The organism is Pseudomonas mandelii (assembly GCF_006438925.1).
In the GTDB taxonomy this organism is placed as follows: Bacteria; Pseudomonadota; Gammaproteobacteria; order Pseudomonadales; family Pseudomonadaceae; genus Aquipseudomonas; species Aquipseudomonas mandelii_C.
Genome location: NZ_RCZA01000013.1, coordinates 343062 through 361218, shown reverse-complemented (window position 1 = coordinate 361218; position 18157 = coordinate 343062). Strand labels below are relative to the sequence as shown.

At 57.7% G+C, this 18157-nt stretch carries 10 protein-coding genes; 4 read left to right on the top strand and 6 right to left on the bottom strand.

Annotated elements, in window-relative coordinates:
• Positions 1-227 (bottom strand): transposase (locus EAH74_RS27600; RefSeq protein WP_140677966.1); only part of this gene is annotated, 227 nt, incomplete at its 3' end.
• Between the two features lie 103 nt (positions 228-330).
• Between EAH74_RS27600 and EAH74_RS27595 the strand changes: the two genes are divergently transcribed.
• Positions 331-891 carry a hypothetical protein gene (locus EAH74_RS27595; protein ID WP_240050570.1) on the top strand — a complete coding sequence of 187 codons (561 nt, stop codon included), beginning with the start codon at positions 331-333 and terminating at the stop codon, positions 889-891.
• A gap of 40 nt (positions 892-931) precedes the next feature.
• Here EAH74_RS27595 and EAH74_RS27590 read toward each other — a convergent pair whose 3' ends face one another.
• Positions 932-1591 (bottom strand): hypothetical protein, encoded by a 660-nt coding sequence (locus tag EAH74_RS27590; RefSeq protein ID WP_140682695.1) that lies wholly within the window; start codon positions 1589-1591, stop codon positions 932-934.
• Positions 1592-2031: 440 nt separating this feature from the next.
• On the opposite strand from EAH74_RS27590, the gene sohB reads away from it, so the two are divergent.
• Entirely contained in the window at positions 2032-3054 is a 1023-nt protein-coding gene (gene sohB / locus EAH74_RS27585; protein WP_140682692.1) for a protease SohB, read from the top strand.
• An 82-nt stretch (positions 3055-3136) separates the two neighbouring features.
• Here the strand turns inward: sohB and EAH74_RS27580 are convergent, their stop codons facing one another.
• Both EAH74_RS27580 and EAH74_RS27575 read right to left on the bottom strand, forming a co-directional pair.
• The gene (locus EAH74_RS27580) at positions 3137-3631 is read right to left on the bottom strand and encodes a DUF934 domain-containing protein (protein WP_140682689.1); all 495 of its coding nucleotides are present in this window, start codon (positions 3629-3631) and stop codon (positions 3137-3139) included.
• Positions 3615-5273, bottom strand: coding sequence for a nitrite/sulfite reductase (locus EAH74_RS27575; protein WP_140682686.1), 1659 nt, complete (start codon positions 5271-5273; stop codon positions 3615-3617). Before EAH74_RS27575 ends, EAH74_RS27580 begins: the two co-directional genes overlap by 17 nt.
• A 525-nt stretch (positions 5274-5798) precedes the next feature.
• Between EAH74_RS27575 and EAH74_RS27570 the strand changes: the two genes are divergently transcribed.
• On the top strand, positions 5799-6872 hold the full coding sequence (locus tag EAH74_RS27570; RefSeq protein WP_140682683.1) for an ABC transporter substrate-binding protein: 1074 nt from the start codon (positions 5799-5801) through the stop codon (positions 6870-6872).
• On the opposite strand, the gene EAH74_RS27565 is transcribed toward EAH74_RS27570, so the two are convergent.
• Positions 6869-7087, bottom strand: a complete 219-nt coding sequence (locus tag EAH74_RS27565) for a DUF2970 domain-containing protein (protein ID WP_140682680.1) — start codon at positions 7085-7087, stop codon at positions 6869-6871. The genes EAH74_RS27570 and EAH74_RS27565 overlap by 4 nt on opposite strands.
• A 152-nt stretch (positions 7088-7239) precedes the next feature.
• Between EAH74_RS27565 and EAH74_RS27560 the strand changes: the two genes are divergently transcribed.
• Positions 7240-14319 (top strand): NEL-type E3 ubiquitin ligase domain-containing protein, encoded by a 7080-nt coding sequence (locus EAH74_RS27560; RefSeq protein WP_140682677.1) that lies wholly within the window; start codon positions 7240-7242, stop codon positions 14317-14319.
• A gap of 62 nt (positions 14320-14381) precedes the next feature.
• Here EAH74_RS27560 and metH read toward each other — a convergent pair whose 3' ends face one another.
• The gene (metH, locus tag EAH74_RS27555; protein ID WP_140682674.1) at positions 14382-18092 is read right to left on the bottom strand and encodes a methionine synthase; all 3711 of its coding nucleotides are present in this window, start codon (positions 18090-18092) and stop codon (positions 14382-14384) included.
• Positions 18093-18157: the final 65 nt, after the last annotated feature.

Here is an 18157-nt window from a genome sequence, read left to right as displayed (position 1 = left end):
GGCACCACGGCTTCGCCAGCACTGACCGCCGACAGGCTGCCGTCCTGGTACAGCTTGCGCCACAGGAACAGCTGGTTGGCATTGATGCCGTTGCGCCGAGCCACCACCGAAACGCTTTGCCCTGGCTCAAGACTCTCGCGAACCATGGCCAGTTTTTGCTCTGGGCTCCAGCGGCGCCGTCGCTCCTGGCCCAAAAGCTCCCCACTCTTATCGTTGCTGTTAGTCATAAACATAACCGTTTGCCTATCCCTTATCGTAAGGGGGAAACGGTGTCCTGTCTTTCATGGGGCTCGTTCACACACCTTGTTGGCAGGCTTCACCGAGGGCTCCATGAACCAGACCGCTGAGAAGCTGTTGCGGGACATCGAGTTAACTGCCGCTGGCAAGATTGCTGGCATTCTGGCTACCGCTCCAAGCACCGAAAGCGCCTCTACGACCAAGCCAACCGGCAAGCCTGTAGAGATCGCTGAGGAACTCATCGACATCTTGACGCTGCATATCAACCAGACTGTGGGCACCTCGCTGGGTGACTTCGTGGTCCTGTTGCCTGTGTCTCTGGTGGCCGTTCTGGAGCGTGCTGCTCAACGAGCTGGCGTAGCGGACATTGAAGCCCTGATTGGCACCTTTGTGCAGCCATATGCCGGTACTGACTACGGTCTGTTCCTGCTGCCAAAGCTGTTCACCTCGCTGAGCTATCGCGAAGGTCGCAACGGTGACGTGTGGAAGATCGAAGCGACCCGCAACGGTGCCCACCAGTGCTGGGACATCGAGATCATGGCTGTCGTGGACATCGTGGCTAATGGCAAGGTCCGTGTGAAGCTGACCGCTGATGGTCTCCAGACCGAGGCTGTGGCCTTCCCGATGATCTCTAACATCAAGCTGAATGCTTGATCCTTACTGTTCCGAAGGGGCCCGCAATGGGCCTCTACCCCTAACGCCGATTCTTGTGTAGTTCATCGAGTGTTGGAACCTTGTAAGTCATATCCGCTCTCGCCATCAACTCTGCATATGTCTCTTTTTCAAGCTCCTCAGTGAGGCTCTCACATAGTTGGTCAAACTCTTGAATGACCCATAAGAGCGCCCGCCCAATAAGCAGCTTAAGGTTACCGTAGCTCCCTTGTTCCAAGGTTACCGAAGCAGCTGAGAAACACACGATCTTTTCAATCTTGTAGTCCTTACACCCATTATTTAAAACTGCTCCGGGAATGCTTTGGGCATAGGAATTTTCATCATGTACAAGGTGCTTATCACGCAGAGACTTGAAGTATTTGAAGGCTTCCATGGCCTCTGATGGCTCCCCTCGTAGCACTTCATCAGTCGTCAGTCGGAATCGCGCCTTCGAATTACCAAAGCATTTTAGAAAATGAATAATTGCGGATCGCCAGAGAGCTTCACGGAGTACATTCGGTTCCTCGGGCACTATGTTTATTGCTTCCAAGCAACTGTCGGCGAACTCCAAGTCTTTCTTATGAAGAGCCAAGTCTGATACGCGAACGGCATCAGGGTTGTCTATACGAACCACTTTGACAGCGTCAGGGAAGCCCTCAATGTGCATTCCTGCATCCCTTTGCGATATCTCAAAATTTTCCATGGCTACCCTATCCATTATCGAAGTCGCACGGTGCGGCTGAGACACAATATAGACTGAAACGCCATCAGCCCTATTGCATGTTCAAGGAGAACCTTATGGACATGCTTCACGCTGCCTACTGGGTCTGCGTGGCTGTTCATGTGGCCTTCTGGCTATACGGGCGCCTCAAGGGCCCCTGATGAGAATCTGACAGAAAAATCTGAAAGACCACCTCATTGCTTCTACTCACCAAGGTTCCCCCGTGTGCCCTCGCGCAGGTCCGCATAGGCGCTCGCATGGGGTCCTTATCGCGTTCATGTGCGCCACTGTAGGTCGATCATTCAAAGCCGCTGGCGGTAGCTCTCAGGTGGATCAAAGTGTTAGAGCAGCGTTAGAACGATGTTAGACACTCACCGAACAATGCCCGTAGAATGGGGCTTTCAAGCCTTCGAGGTTCCCCTGTGGAGTTTTTTGCCGAGTACGCAGTTTTTCTGGCTAAAACCGTGACACTGGTGATCGCCATCCTGGTGGTCCTGGCCAGTTTCGCGGCGTTGCGCAGTAAAGGTCGACGCAAGTCGACCGGCCAGTTGCAAGTCAGCAAACTCAATGATTTCTACAAAGGGCTGCGCGAACGCCTGGAGCAAACTTTGCTCGACAAGGACCAGCTCAAGGCCTTGCGCAAGGTCGAAGCTAAAACCGAGAAAAAGCAAAAGAAGAAAACCGAGGCCAAGCCACGGGTGTTCGTGCTGGATTTCGATGGCGACATCAAGGCATCGGCGACTGAAAGCCTGCGCCATGAAATCACCGCGCTGCTGACCCTCGCCACGCCCAAGGATGAAGTAGTGCTGCGTCTGGAAAGCGGCGGTGGCATGGTTCACAGCTACGGCCTGGCGTCCTCGCAACTGGCGCGTATTCGTGATGCCGGTGTGCCGTTGACCGTGTGCATCGACAAGGTCGCGGCCAGCGGCGGCTACATGATGGCGTGCATCGGCGAGAAGATCATCAGCGCGCCATTCGCGATCCTCGGCTCGATCGGCGTCGTGGCGCAGTTGCCTAACGTCAACCGCCTGCTGAAAAAGCACGACATCGACTTCGAAGTGCTGACCGCAGGCGAATACAAGCGCACCCTGACGGTGTTTGGCGAAAACACCGAGAAGGGCCGCGAGAAGTTCCAGGAAGACCTGGACATCACTCACCAGTTGTTCAAGAACTTCGTTTCCCGCTATCGCCCGCAACTGGCCATCGACGAAGTGGCCACCGGTGAAATCTGGCTCGGCGTTGCGGCGCTGGACAAGCAACTGGTGGACGAACTCAAGACCAGCGATGAATACCTCGCCGAGCGCGCCAAGAAGTCCGAGCTGTACCACTTGCACTACGCCGAACGCAAAAGCCTGCAGGAGCGCATCGGCATGGCGGCCAGCGGCTCGGTCGATCGTGTGCTGCTGAGCTGGTGGAGCCGGTTGACCCAGCAACGCTTCTGGTAAGCACCCTCGCGTAATCGTTTACGCCGGACACAAAAAAGCCCTGAACCGGATTTCCGATTCAGGGCTTTTTGTTTACGCGTACTTAGCGGCGACGGAACAGCGGCAGCGGTTCGTCGGTAGCAGCCTGATAGGTCACCGAGAAGTCCTTGAGACCTTCCAGGGCTTCGTACGGGTCTTTATCGGCGCGGATCGCAAAGGCGTCGAAACCGCAGCGGTGCAGGTAGAACAGCTGGTCGCGCAGTATATCGCCAATCGCCCGCAATTCGCCTTTGAAACCGTAACGGTCACGCAGCAGGCGGGCGTTGGAGTAGTTGCGGCCGTCGGTGAAGGCCGGGAAATTCAGGGCGATCACCTGGAAATTTTCCACGTCGTCACCAATCTCTTCGGCTTCTTCATCGGCATCCAGCCACACGCCCAGGCCGCCATCGCGGGCCTTGAGCATACGGCTGTGTTCGCGCCACAGCTGCAACGGGACGATGTAGTCGTCGCAGTTGCTGATCTCGTCGATGTTGAAGTCCTTGGGCAGCAAGTGCCAGGTTTCGTCGACGACTTCGTTGTTCTTAATTATTCGCTGCATAGACGCGCTCCTTGAAGAGGTCGATGCCAATACGCTGATAGGTGTCGATGAAACGCTCGTCTTCGGTACGTTGTTCGATGTACACGTCGATCAGCTTTTCAATTACATCAGGCATGGCTTCCTGGGCGAAGGACGGGCCGAGAATTTTACCGAGGCTGGCGTCGCGACTTCCGCTGCCACCCAGGGAAACCTGGTAGAACTCTTCGCCTTTCTTGTCCACCCCGAGGATGCCGATGTGGCCGACGTGGTGGTGACCACAGGCGTTCATGCAGCCGGAGATGTTCAGGTCCAGTTCGCCGATGTCGAACAGGTAGTCCAGGTCTTCGAAACGACGCTGGATCGATTCGGCGATCGGGATCGACTTGGCGTTGGCCAGGGAGCAGAAGTCGCCGCCCGGGCAGCAGATGATGTCGGTCAGCAAGCCGATGTTCGGCGTGGCGAAACCTTGCTCGCGCAACTCGCCCCACATCGCGAACAGTTGGGACTGCTCAACGTCGGCCAGAATGATGTTCTGCTCGTGGGAGGTGCGCAGTTGACCGAAGCTGTAACGATCGGCCAGGTCGGCAACGGCATCGAGCTGCTTGTCGGTGATGTCGCCCGGTGCAACACCGGTCGGCTTCAGGGACAGGGTCACGGCCACATAACCCGGCTTTTTGTGGGCCAGGGTATTGCGGCTGCGCCAGCGCGCGAAGCCCGGGTGTTCTTTGTCGAATTCGGCCAATGCCAGGGTCTGGTTGTCCAGAGCCTTGTACTCCGGATCAACGAAGTGTTTGGCCACACGATGCACTTCGGCTTCAGTCAGCGTGGTCTCGCCACCGCGAAGGTGTTCCATCTCTGCGTCGACTTTTTGTGCGAAGACTTCCGGTGTCAGGGCCTTGACCAGAATCTTGATCCGCGCCTTGTACTTGTTGTCGCGACGACCGTAGCGGTTGTACACCCGCAAGATGGCGTCGAGGTAGCTCAACAGGTCTTGCCACGGCAGGAATTCATTGATGAACGCGCCCACCACAGGGGTACGGCCGAGACCGCCACCCACCAGCACACGGAAGCCCAGCTCGCCAGCGGCGTTGTGCACCGGCTCAAGGCCGATGTCATGGACTTCGATGGCCGCACGGTCGGAAGTCGAACCGTTGATGGCGATCTTGAACTTGCGCGGCAAGTAAGCGAATTCAGGGTGGAACGTGGTCCATTGGCGGACGATCTCGCACCACGGGCGCGGATCGATCAGCTCGTCGGCAGCGACACCGGCGAACTGGTCGGTGGTGACGTTGCGCAAGCAGTTGCCGCTGGTCTGGATCGCGTGCATTTGCACGGTCGCCAGTTCGGCAAGGATGTCCGGGATGTCTTCCAGCGCCGGCCAGTTGAACTGTACGTTCTGCCGGGTGCTGATGTGGGCATAGCCCTTGTCGTAGTCACGGGCAATCTTGGCCATCATTCGCGTCTGGCGCGAAGTCAGTTGGCCGTAAGGCACCGCCACCCGCAACATCGGCGCGAAGCGCTGGATGTAAAGGCCATTTTGCAGGCGCAGAGGGCGGAATTCTTCTTCGCTCAGCTCGCCTGCCAGATAGCGTCGGGTCTGATCACGGAACTGCTTGACGCGGTCCTCGATGATCCGCTGATCGTACTCGTCGTATACGTACATATAAGTCCTGTTCTCAGGCTTGGGCCGGTCGGATCCAGCTGCGTTTTTGGCTTGCTGAAGTCTCGATACTGCCTCGGCAATTCTGCGCGCACGGCCGCGCACTCCCAACGGAGCCGGGGCAAGATACCAGTTTGCAGTTATGCGCAAAAGTGATGTTTGAGTATATGTAAAGAACCAAAACGACTAATGAAGGCCAATGAGGCAAAACCCACATTTGTGGTGCGGGCAATCATCGTCTTAACTGTGCTCGAGTCTTTATGCAATCACCGATAAAACCGACAAGAGGCGATGCAATGAGCAACCCTACCAAAACGTCAAAACCCGATAGCACGGTCGATGCTTGGGCCATTCTGTTCCTGATCATCCTGGTCGTGGGCACAGCGGTATTTTGGGTCAGCCATCAATAACCGACCCCGTCCGGGCCCGATTCCGACGATTGTCGGACAATAACCGGAATAAACGCCGTTTTCCGGGACTTCGCTGGCTATAATGCGCGGCGAATTGCCGGGGGGGCTCGGACGATCAATGTTGAAGTTTTTCTACTCATTCCTGCTGATGTGCGGCGCGGTTTACGGCCCCGTTTCGCGCGCGGAATCGGTATTGTTCCTGAGCCCCGGAAAGACTGACGAAGCCTTCTGGATCAGCTATTCGCAATTCATGCAGGCGGCAGCCACAGATCTGGGCATTGATCTGCAGATTCTCTATTCCCGACGCATGCCGGAGCTCACGTTGGCGCAAGCGCGTCAGGCGCTGCAAGGCCCTGATCGTCCGGACTATCTGGTGTTCGCCAACGAACAGTACGTCGCCCCGCAGATCATTCGTCTGGCCCAGGGCAGCGGGGTAAAGCTGTTCATGGTCAACGCGTCCCTGACGGCCAACCAAATGAGTCTGTTGGGCGAGCGCCCTGAGCGCTTGGGCAGTCTGGTGCCTAACGACGAGGAGGGCGGCTACCTGATGCTCAAGGAACTGATTCGCCAGCATCCGCCCGCGGCGCCCGGTCAGGTCATCGAGTTGCTGGCGTTTTCCGGCCTGAAGATCACCCCTTCGGCGCAACTGCGCGAGCAAGGCATGATGCGGGCCTTGGCCGAGCACCCTGAAGTACGCTTGCGCCAACTGGTTTATAGCGGCTGGACCCGGGAACGGGCCTATGAACAGGCCAAACTGCTGTTCCGGCGTTACCCGAAGGTCTCGCTGGTGTGGTCAGCCAATGACGAAATGGCGTTTGGCGCCATGCAGGCGTTTTCGGAGACGGGTGGGCTACCCGGCAAGGATGCATTGTTCAGTGCGGTCAACACCTCGCCGGCGGCGTTACAGGCGACGGTCGACGGACGCATTAGCGTGCTGTTGGGCGGGCACTTCACGTTGGGCGGTTGGGCGCTGGTGGAGCTGCATGATCTTGAGCAAGGCGTGGATCTCAGCCATTACGGCGGCCGAGACCGGAGAATCCCGTTGCTGCAATTGATCGACAAGGCACAGGCCCGGCGATTGCTGGCCATGGGGGAATCACCGGATTACGGTGTGAACTTCCGCCGTCTTTCAGCCAAGGGCCGGCCGACGTCGTATCGCTATCCGTTCAGTCTGCAAACCTTGATGCGCTAAACCCCGGCCAGATGCACCACCAGTTGCACGATGCCGTACAGCGTCAATGCGAACACCGCGGTGAACAAAATCCCCAGAATCACGAAATGACTGGGCTTGCCGTGAGTGAAGTCCCGCGCCCGGTTCTTCCCGCTCTGCACCCCGAACGCCGCCGCCATGACGCTGTGCAGCATCTGCCAGAAAGTGGGCGGCTTTTTGTCGGCTGGATCGTCCATAAACCCCTCGTCTCCCGTTTGAGTAAGACAAGCATAGACAACCTACGGAAAGAAGATCGCCCCCGGCGCCACCCGGTATAAATATGTACCGCCCTGGACGTCAAACCTGCTGATTGACTGGTGCTTCATTTGACAGCATCAGGTATTGCCACATGAGTGGAATCCCATCGGTCCAGGAAAAGGGCCTTCACAATCATTTCATCAAAAAAAAGCTGCACGATCGGATACGCCACCTGACCCCGGCAAACTTCCGGGCTCTGGATCGGGCGAGAACACCAGGAGGCCTGGCCGAAAATGCCATGCCGGACTGGTTTCAGAAGGCCTCCAGCGACCAACGACAAACTGTACGGGACGACCAGAAGCGCAGTCGAACCGCCAACGAAACCCTGGCAAAAACACTCGCCGGGCTCAAAGGAGTCACCGATTTCGCGCAACCGTTGCTCGAAGCGGCGTTGCAAAAAAAGTTCGGGTTGAAAGTTGATGTTGCGCAGACCTGGCTCTACGAGCCCTTTGCAGGCTCGCTCATCACTCACCAGACACTGCTGCAACTGGCACTGCGCAATTTTGAAGAAGACCAGGTGTTTGGTGAGCGTGACGTCATTGCTGAGCGAGGTAAACGGGCTGCCTATCTGGAAACTCAAGGAGGACCTTACGGTTGGGACTATCCGGAAAAGGGCCCTTCAACGCGCTACAGGATCAAGAAGCTACCGATAAAGCCCGCCGATTTCGCCTCGCTATGCCGTGAACTGGATATCGGCAAGCAGTATCAGGAACACCTGACGGCGATGTTTGACGCCGCGGACAGGGCCGCCACCGTGCGCACCCAAACCGTCGGCGCGTGGAAGGACAGTCTGCGGGTGCATGCCCATATCGCCCACCTCAAATCGCTGATCACGCCATCGGCCTACAGCACATTGCTGGCCGTGCTCAACGGCGACAAATCGCCAACACTGGACGGTGAACGCGTCACTTTCAGTCAGTTGCATGTGCTGGGGTCGCCTGTCAGTGAGCTGTTTGTCATTGGCGCAAGCCGGCGCAAAGCTAAAAAGGTCAACTTCAGCTGGACCAATCCCGGTGTAAACCTGTTTGACGTACTGGGTTACCAGGACTCGCGGATCATCGTCTGTATTCCGGGTGATCCGGTGGCGCCGGTCATGGAATATGCCTCGCTCAAGTCCTTTGAAAATGACCTGAGCTACAGGCTGCGCGATGTGAATTACCAGCGCTCTTTCCTCAGGCTCATCCCCCACGGTGATGCGGGCAAGTTCCTCGGCAAGATCAAGACTTCTCTGCAAACACTCAAATGGAACCCGGATTTCCCTTACCGTAAACAGACCCTCTTGGGGCACATAGACGGCGTCTACGAAAATGTTTACCGGGATGAGCCGGCTCTTGATATCAGTGAAGAGTTTTTTGACACGGAGCTGTTCGGCGAGCTGTACACGCGGCACCAGACGCGCCTCAAGGAGACTGCCGAGCAACTGGCGGTGCCGGCGGCCAAGGTCGATCATGACGCCTGGTATGAACGACTCGCCCGCTATGCCGAGTGGGGGCTGAACATACTCAACGTGGCCGCATTTTTTGTGCCTGGCCTGGGCGAGGTAATGATGGCCGTGATGGCGGTGCAACTGACCACAGACATTTATCACGGGGTTGAAGCCTGGAGTATCGGGGACACGGATCAGGCCTGGAGTTATTTGAAGTCGGTGGCCGTGAACGTGGCATTCATGGCGGCTGTAGGCGCGGTTGCCAGTAAAGCGCCGAAAGTGCTGTCCACACCCATCGTCGATGGCCTGGTCAAGGTCAAATTGCCGTTTGGCAGCGAACAGTTGTGGCGGCCTGGCTTGACGCCCTACCTGAGCGACAGGGTCTTGCCGGCGGGGCTCAAGCCCAACAAGCTTGGGCAGTATGAAGTGGACGGCAAGACCTATATCAGGCTCGACGGTAACGTCTACGAAAAAACCTTCGACCCCAGGTTGAACAAATGGCGTCTCAAACACCCGACGGCTCCGGACGCTTACTCCCCCGTTCTTGAACACAACGGTGAGGGCGCGTGGCGCCATCGTTTCGAGCGCCCGCTGGAGTGGGATCGTGCCACCTTGTTACGACGTCTTGGCCCGGTCACTGACGGTATTGACGCGGCGACGCTGGAGAAAATTGCCGATATCAGCGGCGTTAACGACGACGTGCTGCGCAAGATCCATACGGATAACCTGCGCTTGCCATCAGCGTTATCCGACACGTTGCGGCAGTTTCAGATCGACCGTCAGCTCAATGAAATGATTGAACAGATTCGTCTCGATCAGCCAGTGCCGGACAGCCGCTACAACGACGTCTTGCCGCACGTGATCAATATGCCGCGTTGGCCGCAGGGGCGGGTGATCGACGTGTTCGACAATGCAAGCCTGAGCGGTGCTTCGTCCCGCTACGGTGAGGCGTCGACACCCATGAAACCGAGCATCAGGATTTCCCGTGAGGATGTGTCTGCCGGGAAATTGCCCGAACGAGTGCTTGCGGCACTGGATGAGGAAGAAATCGTTCGTTTGCTGGGGGGTGACGGTGCGCGGGTCGAGGCAGAGCGTGAAACGGTTTTCCGACAACAGCTTGGCGACCAGCTTTCGGGCAACAAAACTTCATTGTTCGACAAACTCAGCCAGGACTCCAAGGCAACAACGCGTGAAATTCAGGCGCTGCAGCGTACTTCCCCCAGTCTATCGACGGACGCGGCGCAAGAAGTACTGACCAATGCCACAGCCAAGGAGCGGCTGTACATCAAACAAACCGGCCGACTCCCCACCAGTCTGTTGCTTAAGGGGCGTGCGCGCGCCCGGGTGACTCGGCTGAACAAGGCCCTGGCCGGATTGCAACTGGAGAGCATGGCGTCATCCGACAGCCAGCGCCTGGCACTGCACAGCCTGGAAAAACTCCCCGACTGGCCGAAAAACCTGCGACTGGAAGTTCGTCAGGGCGATTGCGGTGGAAAACTGCTCGACAGCATCGGTAGCGAGACGGCCGAGCAAGTCAAATACCTGGTCAAGGACGGCTATCAACATCATCAAGCCAACCAGTTCCAGGCCTTCGACCAGCAACAAAACGCGTTGAACAGCGTGCCGAAAGAAGGCGACAACTTTTTCTCTTCGGTCATGCATGCGTTGCCGGACGACGTCCGCATACAGTTGGGCATGCCCAATGTGGCGCAGGGTGCCAAGTTACAAAAGACATTGAGCATCTATGCCATGGGCCACCGTGATCAGATGATGGAAACCCTCGTGCCCAACGCCGCCACGCCACGATTCCGTCCGCCGGTGCGACTGGCCGACGGCAGGGTCGGCTACCCATTGAGCGGGCGGGGTGCCGGAGCAACGGTGAATCCCTCGTTGGTCTCCAGGTTGCGGGATGTCTATCCGAACTTCTCCGATGAGTTGGCGGAATCGATGGTCATCCAGCTTGCGCTGGATGGCATGACCGAAACGCAGATCGCCAATTTATTGAACATGCGGGGCCGGGAATACGAGGCACTGACGGCGCAGCTCGAACAATGGGCACACAGCGACGACTGGAATACTGTTCGCTATCAAGTCGCACGAAACATTAGAGACGTCTGGCAGCAGAGGGGTATTTACGATGGCGATGCCAGTGTTTATCTGGACGTGGGCGCTGCAGACAGCTTGCCGGAACTGGCCGGCAACTTTCCTCACGTAAGACATCTGAATATGAGCGTTGGTGGAGTATTGAGTCAGACACCGGAAGCCTTTGTGCGCCAGTTCCCCAACGCCCGGTCGCTAAGGTTGAGGATCCAGGGTGGCGTCGACAGGGTTCAACTGGCCGAGAGGCTAAACGCACTGCCGAGTATTCGTGAGCTGGAAATGGTAGGGCCGCTGGGTCCGGAATTCACCGAAGCTGCCCAGTCGCTGATAGACGCCATGCCACAACTGCAACGATTGGACGTGATTGGCATGGCGGGCGAGCTGGATGTCAGTCGCCTGACTCAACTGCATTCGTTGAGTGTGTACGGAACGACAGAGGCCTGGCCGAAGGGCGCTCTGCAATTGCCGCAGCTCAGGTCGCTGGATCTCGCTCACTCAAGCGTCAAGACACTTCCCCCTGAATGGCTATCCGGTCATGAATCACTGTGGCCTGGCATGAAACTCAACTGGGCCAGGCTGAGCACTGAGGACTTCTCGAAGGCATACGAGTATGTGCACGACAATCCTGCGCATTTGCTGGATACCGGGCAGATGCTGGATCGTTATTGCCAAGGCACGCTATACAACGCCCTGGAGACAAGCGACGAGCTTTCGAAGATTGCCCTTGGGCGAATGAAGGCTGAGGGGTTGGCAGGGCGGGCGTTGCTGGCACGGACCAATGCACTGCGCCAGGATGGACAGGCATTGCGACAGCAACTGGAGGCGTGGCAGCAGCGAACAGCAAGAGCCAATGGCCGGCAAGTCAACATTCGGGAACGAGAATCCGTTGCCCGGCGAATCCGTGAGTGCTGGCGTGATGGTCTGCGTAAACGCTATGGCGGTACGGAGGAGGCGCAGTCTTCGCAACCTCAGGCCGGACCTTCAACGGTGCGGCCATGGCCTGTCATGCCGCGACAAGTCATTTCATCGACTCTTGATTTGTCCGGCTGGGCGCTGGGCGATCTGCCTGAACTGCCAGCGCTGTCAGCAACGAATTTTGCCCATGTGCAAACCCTGAAAATGTCGGGTGTGGTGGCCTCATCCGAGGATTTCAGTCGTTTTTTGAGCGGCTTCACCGACATTCGCGAGTTGGATCTGTGTGGCAATCAACTGCAGGATCTTCCGTCGGCTTTGGACAACCTCGGAAAACTCACTGATCTGGAGCTGAGCCGAAATCACCTGACAATTACCCCGAGTATGCAACAACGCTTGAACCGGTTGTCTGCCCTTGAAAGCCTGGACTTGCGCTTTAACCGGCTCGATTCGCTGGATGTCAGCGCCATGACCCGCTTGAAGACCCTGCGTGTGGGTCATACCGCCATTAAAGACTGGCCAAAAGGTGCGTTGGACTTGTCCGGCCTCGGCACGCTCGAGTTGAACAACAGCGCGATCACGACGATTCCTGAGGCTGCCTTGACCGGCCACGACGCTCTAAGGATCGATATGATTGGCTGTCGATTGACGGCCAAGGCCCGCACCGATTTGCTGGCGAGTACTTCTTCCGAAACACCCATGGGTATTCCCCGAGCCAGATTGCAGGCGGGCATTACCATTGGTAAGCCAGAGTACTTTCCGGTTTTGGTCGCACAAAATCCGGACTTGTTACTGCCGCTGCCTGTTGTCCCTGGCAATGACCTGACGCTTTTGACCCCGCAAGCCCGCTTGCGAAGGCTTGACCCGGATCTGCCAGGCGCCGAGGCGATACAGATGATTGATGAACTGACGTTACGCCATGGCGGCGCTGGCCCCCTGTATGAGCAATTGGCCAAATGGGACAGACAACATCAGGCATTGACGAAGACCCTGAACACATGGATCGAAACCCCGCCACAGCAGGTGGATGAATCCTCTCCTCCTGTGTGGATTGCAGCCACCGAGCGCCGTCAGGCGGCAGACCGGATAATGGCGTGCTGGAGGCAGAACCTCCGCGGGGCGCAGGCCGTGGAGAGCGCATCGGGAGGTTATATCCTTGATCTGTCCGATAACCCCTTGGGCAATCTCCCGGCTCTACCCGCCGACTTCGCTCATGTCGGTGCGTTGAACTTGAACAACGTGTATCTGAGAGAAGAGGGGCTAAGCGATTTCCTTGATGCGTTTACTCATGTCCATACCCTGGCGCTGAATGCCAATGCATTGAGTGCATTGCCAGAGTCCGTTACCTCACTGAACAGCCTCAAGCGACTTTCGGCAGTCAATAACCGTTTTTCCGATGCGCCTCAGCTCCAACGTCAGCTTGCAGGATTGAGCAACCTGGAGTCATTGAACCTGGCGGAAAACTGGCTTGAGTCGCTGGATATCAGTCCTCTTACCCGTTTGCAGGCCCTCGATCTGAGTGGCAATCGCCTGATCATCTGGCCGCAGGGAGCGCTTCAGCTCCCCTCGCTCAGTGCTCTGGATTTGCGCGACAACATGATCGAGTCCATTCCGCCGGTCCTGATGGCCGATGAACACAGGGTATTGCGTGCGGGCACGAATTTGGCCAGCAACGAAACTCTGGATGGCGCGAGCCTGCTAATGCTGCGTAATCAGGTGCGGGAGGACGAGGAGATAGTGGGATGGAGGCCTGGAGAGATTGACGAGGCGCTGGAGCGGTTTGATAGCACTAGCGACAGCAGCAGCGTTAACGACAGCGATAGCGATGACTCGATCGCAAGTGACGTAGAAGTGGATATGGATGAGGTGACAGGTACTGACGCTCGTGAGCGATGGATCGCTCCGTCAGCAGCCGACTCAGAGGAATTGATACGGATATGGAATGACTTTGAGCAAGCGCCAAACAATCAGTTCTTCTTCAATTTGCTGACCAAAATGGAAGGTACGACAGACTTCCTGACGGGACGTGCTGATCTTGTGCGGCGGGTCCATAACGTACTGAGGGTGGCCGATAGCGACGCAGGTCTGAGGGATACGATATTCGAAATGGCGAGGTCTGGCGCAACCTGTGTTGATGGTCAAATCCTGTTGTTCAGCGATATAGAAGTTAAGGCTTTCGAATTTGAGACCGCGAAGTCAATTTCCCCGGGCCAACAAGGCAACGTCTTGTTCAGACTTGGCAGGAACCTGTTTCGCCTTGGGAAAGTCGAGGAAATCGCTAACCGCGACATTGTCCAGCGACAGGCACAGCGCCGCTCAACTGATCCGGCGGAAGTACGGTTGGCCTATCGTATCGGCCTTGCCGAGCGACTTGAGTTGCCGGGGCAACCAAGAGGCATGCGCTACAGCGGCAACGTTGCGCCTGCCATGCTGGATGCGGCCTATGCTGAAGTGATCGTGGCAGAACAATCATCGGCATTTATTGATGATTTGGTCGGCCGCAAGTACTGGAGCGACTATTTGAAGGACAAATACCCTGAACGGTTCGCCCAGGTGCGAGAGGGTTTCGCAGGCAGAGAGCATGAGGTAGACGAGGCGTATCCAAATTACGGCGAAGGCGCGCAGGAGCAGTACAAAACCGCCATGCAGGCGATAGAGGCAGACCTTCTCTTCGAGCAAGGAACGTTGGTGCGCGAATTGTCTGAAAAAGAACGGACGTTAGTGGGGCTGTAACGTCAACCTGCAGCTTTTATATGAACCCCGGGAGTCGCACCAGTCGACTCCCGGGACCACTATCAGTTGTCGTAACCCAGGTTCGGCGCCAACCACCGCTCGGTCACGCTCAACTCCTGACCTTTGCGCGAGGTGTAGCTCTGCACCTGATCCTTGTCGATCTTGCCCACGGCAAAATACTGCGCTTGCGGGTGAGCGAAGTACCAACCGCTGACCGCTGCCGCCGGGAACATGGCGTAGTGCTCGGTGAGGAACACGCCGCTGCGGCCGGCTTTCATTTCCGAGGCCTCAGGGTCCAGCAACTTGAACAATGTGGATTTCTCGGTGTGATCCGGGCAGGCCGGGTAGCCCGGGGCAGGGCGGATACCGGTGTATAGCTCTTTGATCAGCGCCTCGTTGTCGAGTGTCTCGTCCTTGGCGTAACCCCAGTAGTCTTTACGGACCTGCTGGTGCAGCCACTCGGCGCACGCCTCGGCCAAGCGGTCGGCCAGGGCCTTGACCATGATCGAGTTGTAATCGTCACCCGCATCCTGATAGGCCTTGGCCACTTCTTCGGCACCGATACCGGCGGTGGTGATGAAACCACCCACGTAGTCGGTCACTTCGCTGTCCTTCGGTGCAACAAAGTCGGCCAGGGAGAAGTTCGGTTTGCCGTCGGTCTTGATGATCTGCTGACGCAGGTGATGCAGCTTGGCAATCGGCTTGCCGTCATCGCCATAGACTTCAATGTCATCCTCACGCACCTGGTTGGCCGGCCAGAAGCCGAACACCGCACGGGCGCTGATGAGTTTCTCGTCGATCAGCTTGGCGAGCATTTCCTGGGCATCGGCGAACAGCGCGGTGGCGGCTTCACCGACCACTTCGTCCTGCAGAATGCGCGGGTACTTGCCGGCCAGGTCCCAGGAGATAAAAAACGGCGTCCAGTCGATGTATTCGGCCAGGACTTTCAGGTCGATGTTGTCCAGCACCTTGGCACCGGTAAACATCGGTTTGACCGGCTCGTAAGTGCTCCAGTCAAACTGCGGCTTCTTGGCGATGGCCGCCGGGTAGCTCAGGCGCTCGGTGCGGGCGCTGCGGTTGGCGGTGCGCTCGCGGACTTCGATGTATTCCAGGCGAGTCTTCTCGATGAACGCCGGCTTCAGTTCCTTGGACAGCAACTGCGTCGCCACGCCCACGGCGCGGGAAGCGTCGGTGACGTAGATCACTGCGTCGTTGCTGTATTTGGGCTCGATTTTCACCGCCGTGTGCGCTTTCGAGGTGGTCGCGCCACCGATCATCAGCGGCAGATGGAAGTCCTGACGCTGCATCTCGCGGGCCACGTGGACCATTTCATCCAGCGATGGGGTGATCAGGCCGGACAGGCCGATGATGTCGCACTTCTGCTCCTTGGCCACTTGCAGGATTTTCTCCGCCGGCACCATCACGCCAAGGTCGACGATGTCGTAGCCGTTACAACCCAGCACTACGCCAACGATGTTCTTGCCGATGTCGTGCACGTCGCCTTTTACCGTGGCCATGAGGATTTTGCCCTTGGCTTCCGGTTTGTCGCCTTTTTCCAGTTCGATGAACGGGATCAAGTGGGCCACGGCCTGCTTCATCACGCGGGCGGATTTCACCACCTGCGGCAGGAACATTTTGCCAGCGCCGAACAGGTCGCCGACGATGTTCATGCCGGACATCAGCGGGCCTTCGATCACTTCGATCGGGCGAGCGAACGATTGACGGGATTCTTCGGTGTCTTCAACGATATGCGTGGTGATGCCTTTGACCAGCGCATGCTCCAGACGCTTGTTGACGGGCCAGCCGCGCCATTCTTCGGTCTCGGCTTCCTTGACGCTGCCGTCGCCCTTGTACTTGTCGGCAATGGCGAGGAGGGCGTCAGTGCCTTCCGGGGTGCGGTTGAGCACTACGTCTTCAACGGCGTCACGCAGTTCGGCCGGGATCTGGTCGTAGATCTCCAGCTGGCCGGCGTTGACGATACCCATGGTCAGGCCGTTGCGGATCGCATACAGCAGGAACACCGAGTGAATCGCCTCGCGCACCGGGTTGTTGCCACGGAACGAGAACGACACGTTGGACACACCGCCAGAGGTCAGCGCGTACGGCAGTTCGTCACGGATGTAGGCACAGGCATTGATGAAGTCCACAGCGTAGTTGTTGTGTTCTTCGATGCCGGTGGCGATAGCGAAGATGTTCGGGTCGAAGATGATGTCTTCCGGCGGGAAGCCGACTTCGTTGACCAGAATGTCGTAGGAGCGTTTGCAGATTTCTTTCTTGCGTGCTTCGGTGTCGGCCTGGCCGGCTTCGTCGAAGGCCATCACCACCACGGCGGCACCGTAGCGCTTGCACAGTTTGGCGTGATGAATGAACTGCTCGACGCCTTCCTTCATGCTGATCGAGTTGACGATGCCCTTGCCCTGGATGCACTTGAGGCCGGCTTCGATCACTTCCCACTTGGAGGAGTCGATCATGATCGGTACGCGGGAGATGTCCGGCTCACCGGCAATCAGGTTGAGGAAGGTCACCATGGCCTTCTTCGAATCGAGCATCCCTTCGTCCATGTTGATGTCGATCACCTGGGCGCCGGCTTCGACCTGCTGCAGGGCGACTTCCAGGGCTTCGGTGTAGTTGTCTTCACGGATCAGGCGGGCGAACTTGGCGGAACCGGTGATGTTGGTCCGCTCGCCGACGTTGATGAACAACGAGTTGCGATCGATGGTGAACGGTTCCAGGCCCGACAGGCGGCAGGCCTTTGGAATGTCCGGAATTTCACGCGGCGCATAACCGGCCACGGCATTGGCGATGGCTTCGATGTGGCCCGGCGTGGTGCCGCAGCAACCGCCGACGATGTTGAGGAAGCCGCTTTGGGCGAATTCTTCGATGACTTTTGCGGTTTCCGACGGCAGTTCGTCGTACTCGCCGAATTCGTTCGGCAGGCCGGCGTTCGGGTGCGCGGAAACGTGGGTGCTGGCCTTGTTCGACAGCTCTTCCAGGTACGGACGCAACTCGCTGGCGCCGAGGGCGCAGTTCAGGCCGACCGAGATCGGCTTGGCGTGGGCCACGGAGTTCCAGAACGCTTCGGTGGTCTGGCCGGAGAGCGTACGGCCGGAGGCATCGGTAATGGTGCCGGAGATCATGATCGGCAACTCGACGCCGAGTTCTTCGTATACACCTTGCACCGCGAAGATCGCCGCTTTGGCGTTCAGGGTGTCGAAAATGGTCTCGATCAGAATCAGGTCGGCGCCGCCTTCGATCAGGCCTTTGGTGGCCTCGGTGTAGTTTTCCACCAGTTCATCGAAGGTCACGTTGCGGTAGCCGGGGTTGTTCACATCAGGCGACAGCGAGCAGGTGCGACTTGTAGGGCCGAGCACGCCGGCGACGAAGCGCGGCTTGTCCGGGGTTTCCAGGGTCTTGGCGTCTGCCACCTTGCGCGCCAGACGTGCGCCTTCTACGTTTAGCTCGTACGCCAGGCCCTGCATGCCGTAGTCTGCCTGGGACACTTGGGTGGCGTTGAAGGTGTTGGTTTCCAGAATGTCGGCGCCGGCATCCAGGTAGGCTTTCTCGATGGCGCCAATCACGTCCGGGCGCGTCAGGATCAACAGGTCGTTGTTACCCTTGACGTCACTTGGCCAGTCGGCGAAGCGTTTGCCGCGGTAATCCTGCTCTTCGAGCTTGTAGCTCTGGATCATTGTGCCCATGCCACCATCGAGAATCAGGATGCGCTCTTTGAGGGCGTGCTTGAGAGCTTGAAGGCGAACACTGCGATCGGACATTTGGACTACTCGGAAAGACCATGACGAAGGGGCGGGATAATAGCAAACCTGTGCGGTTTTAGAGC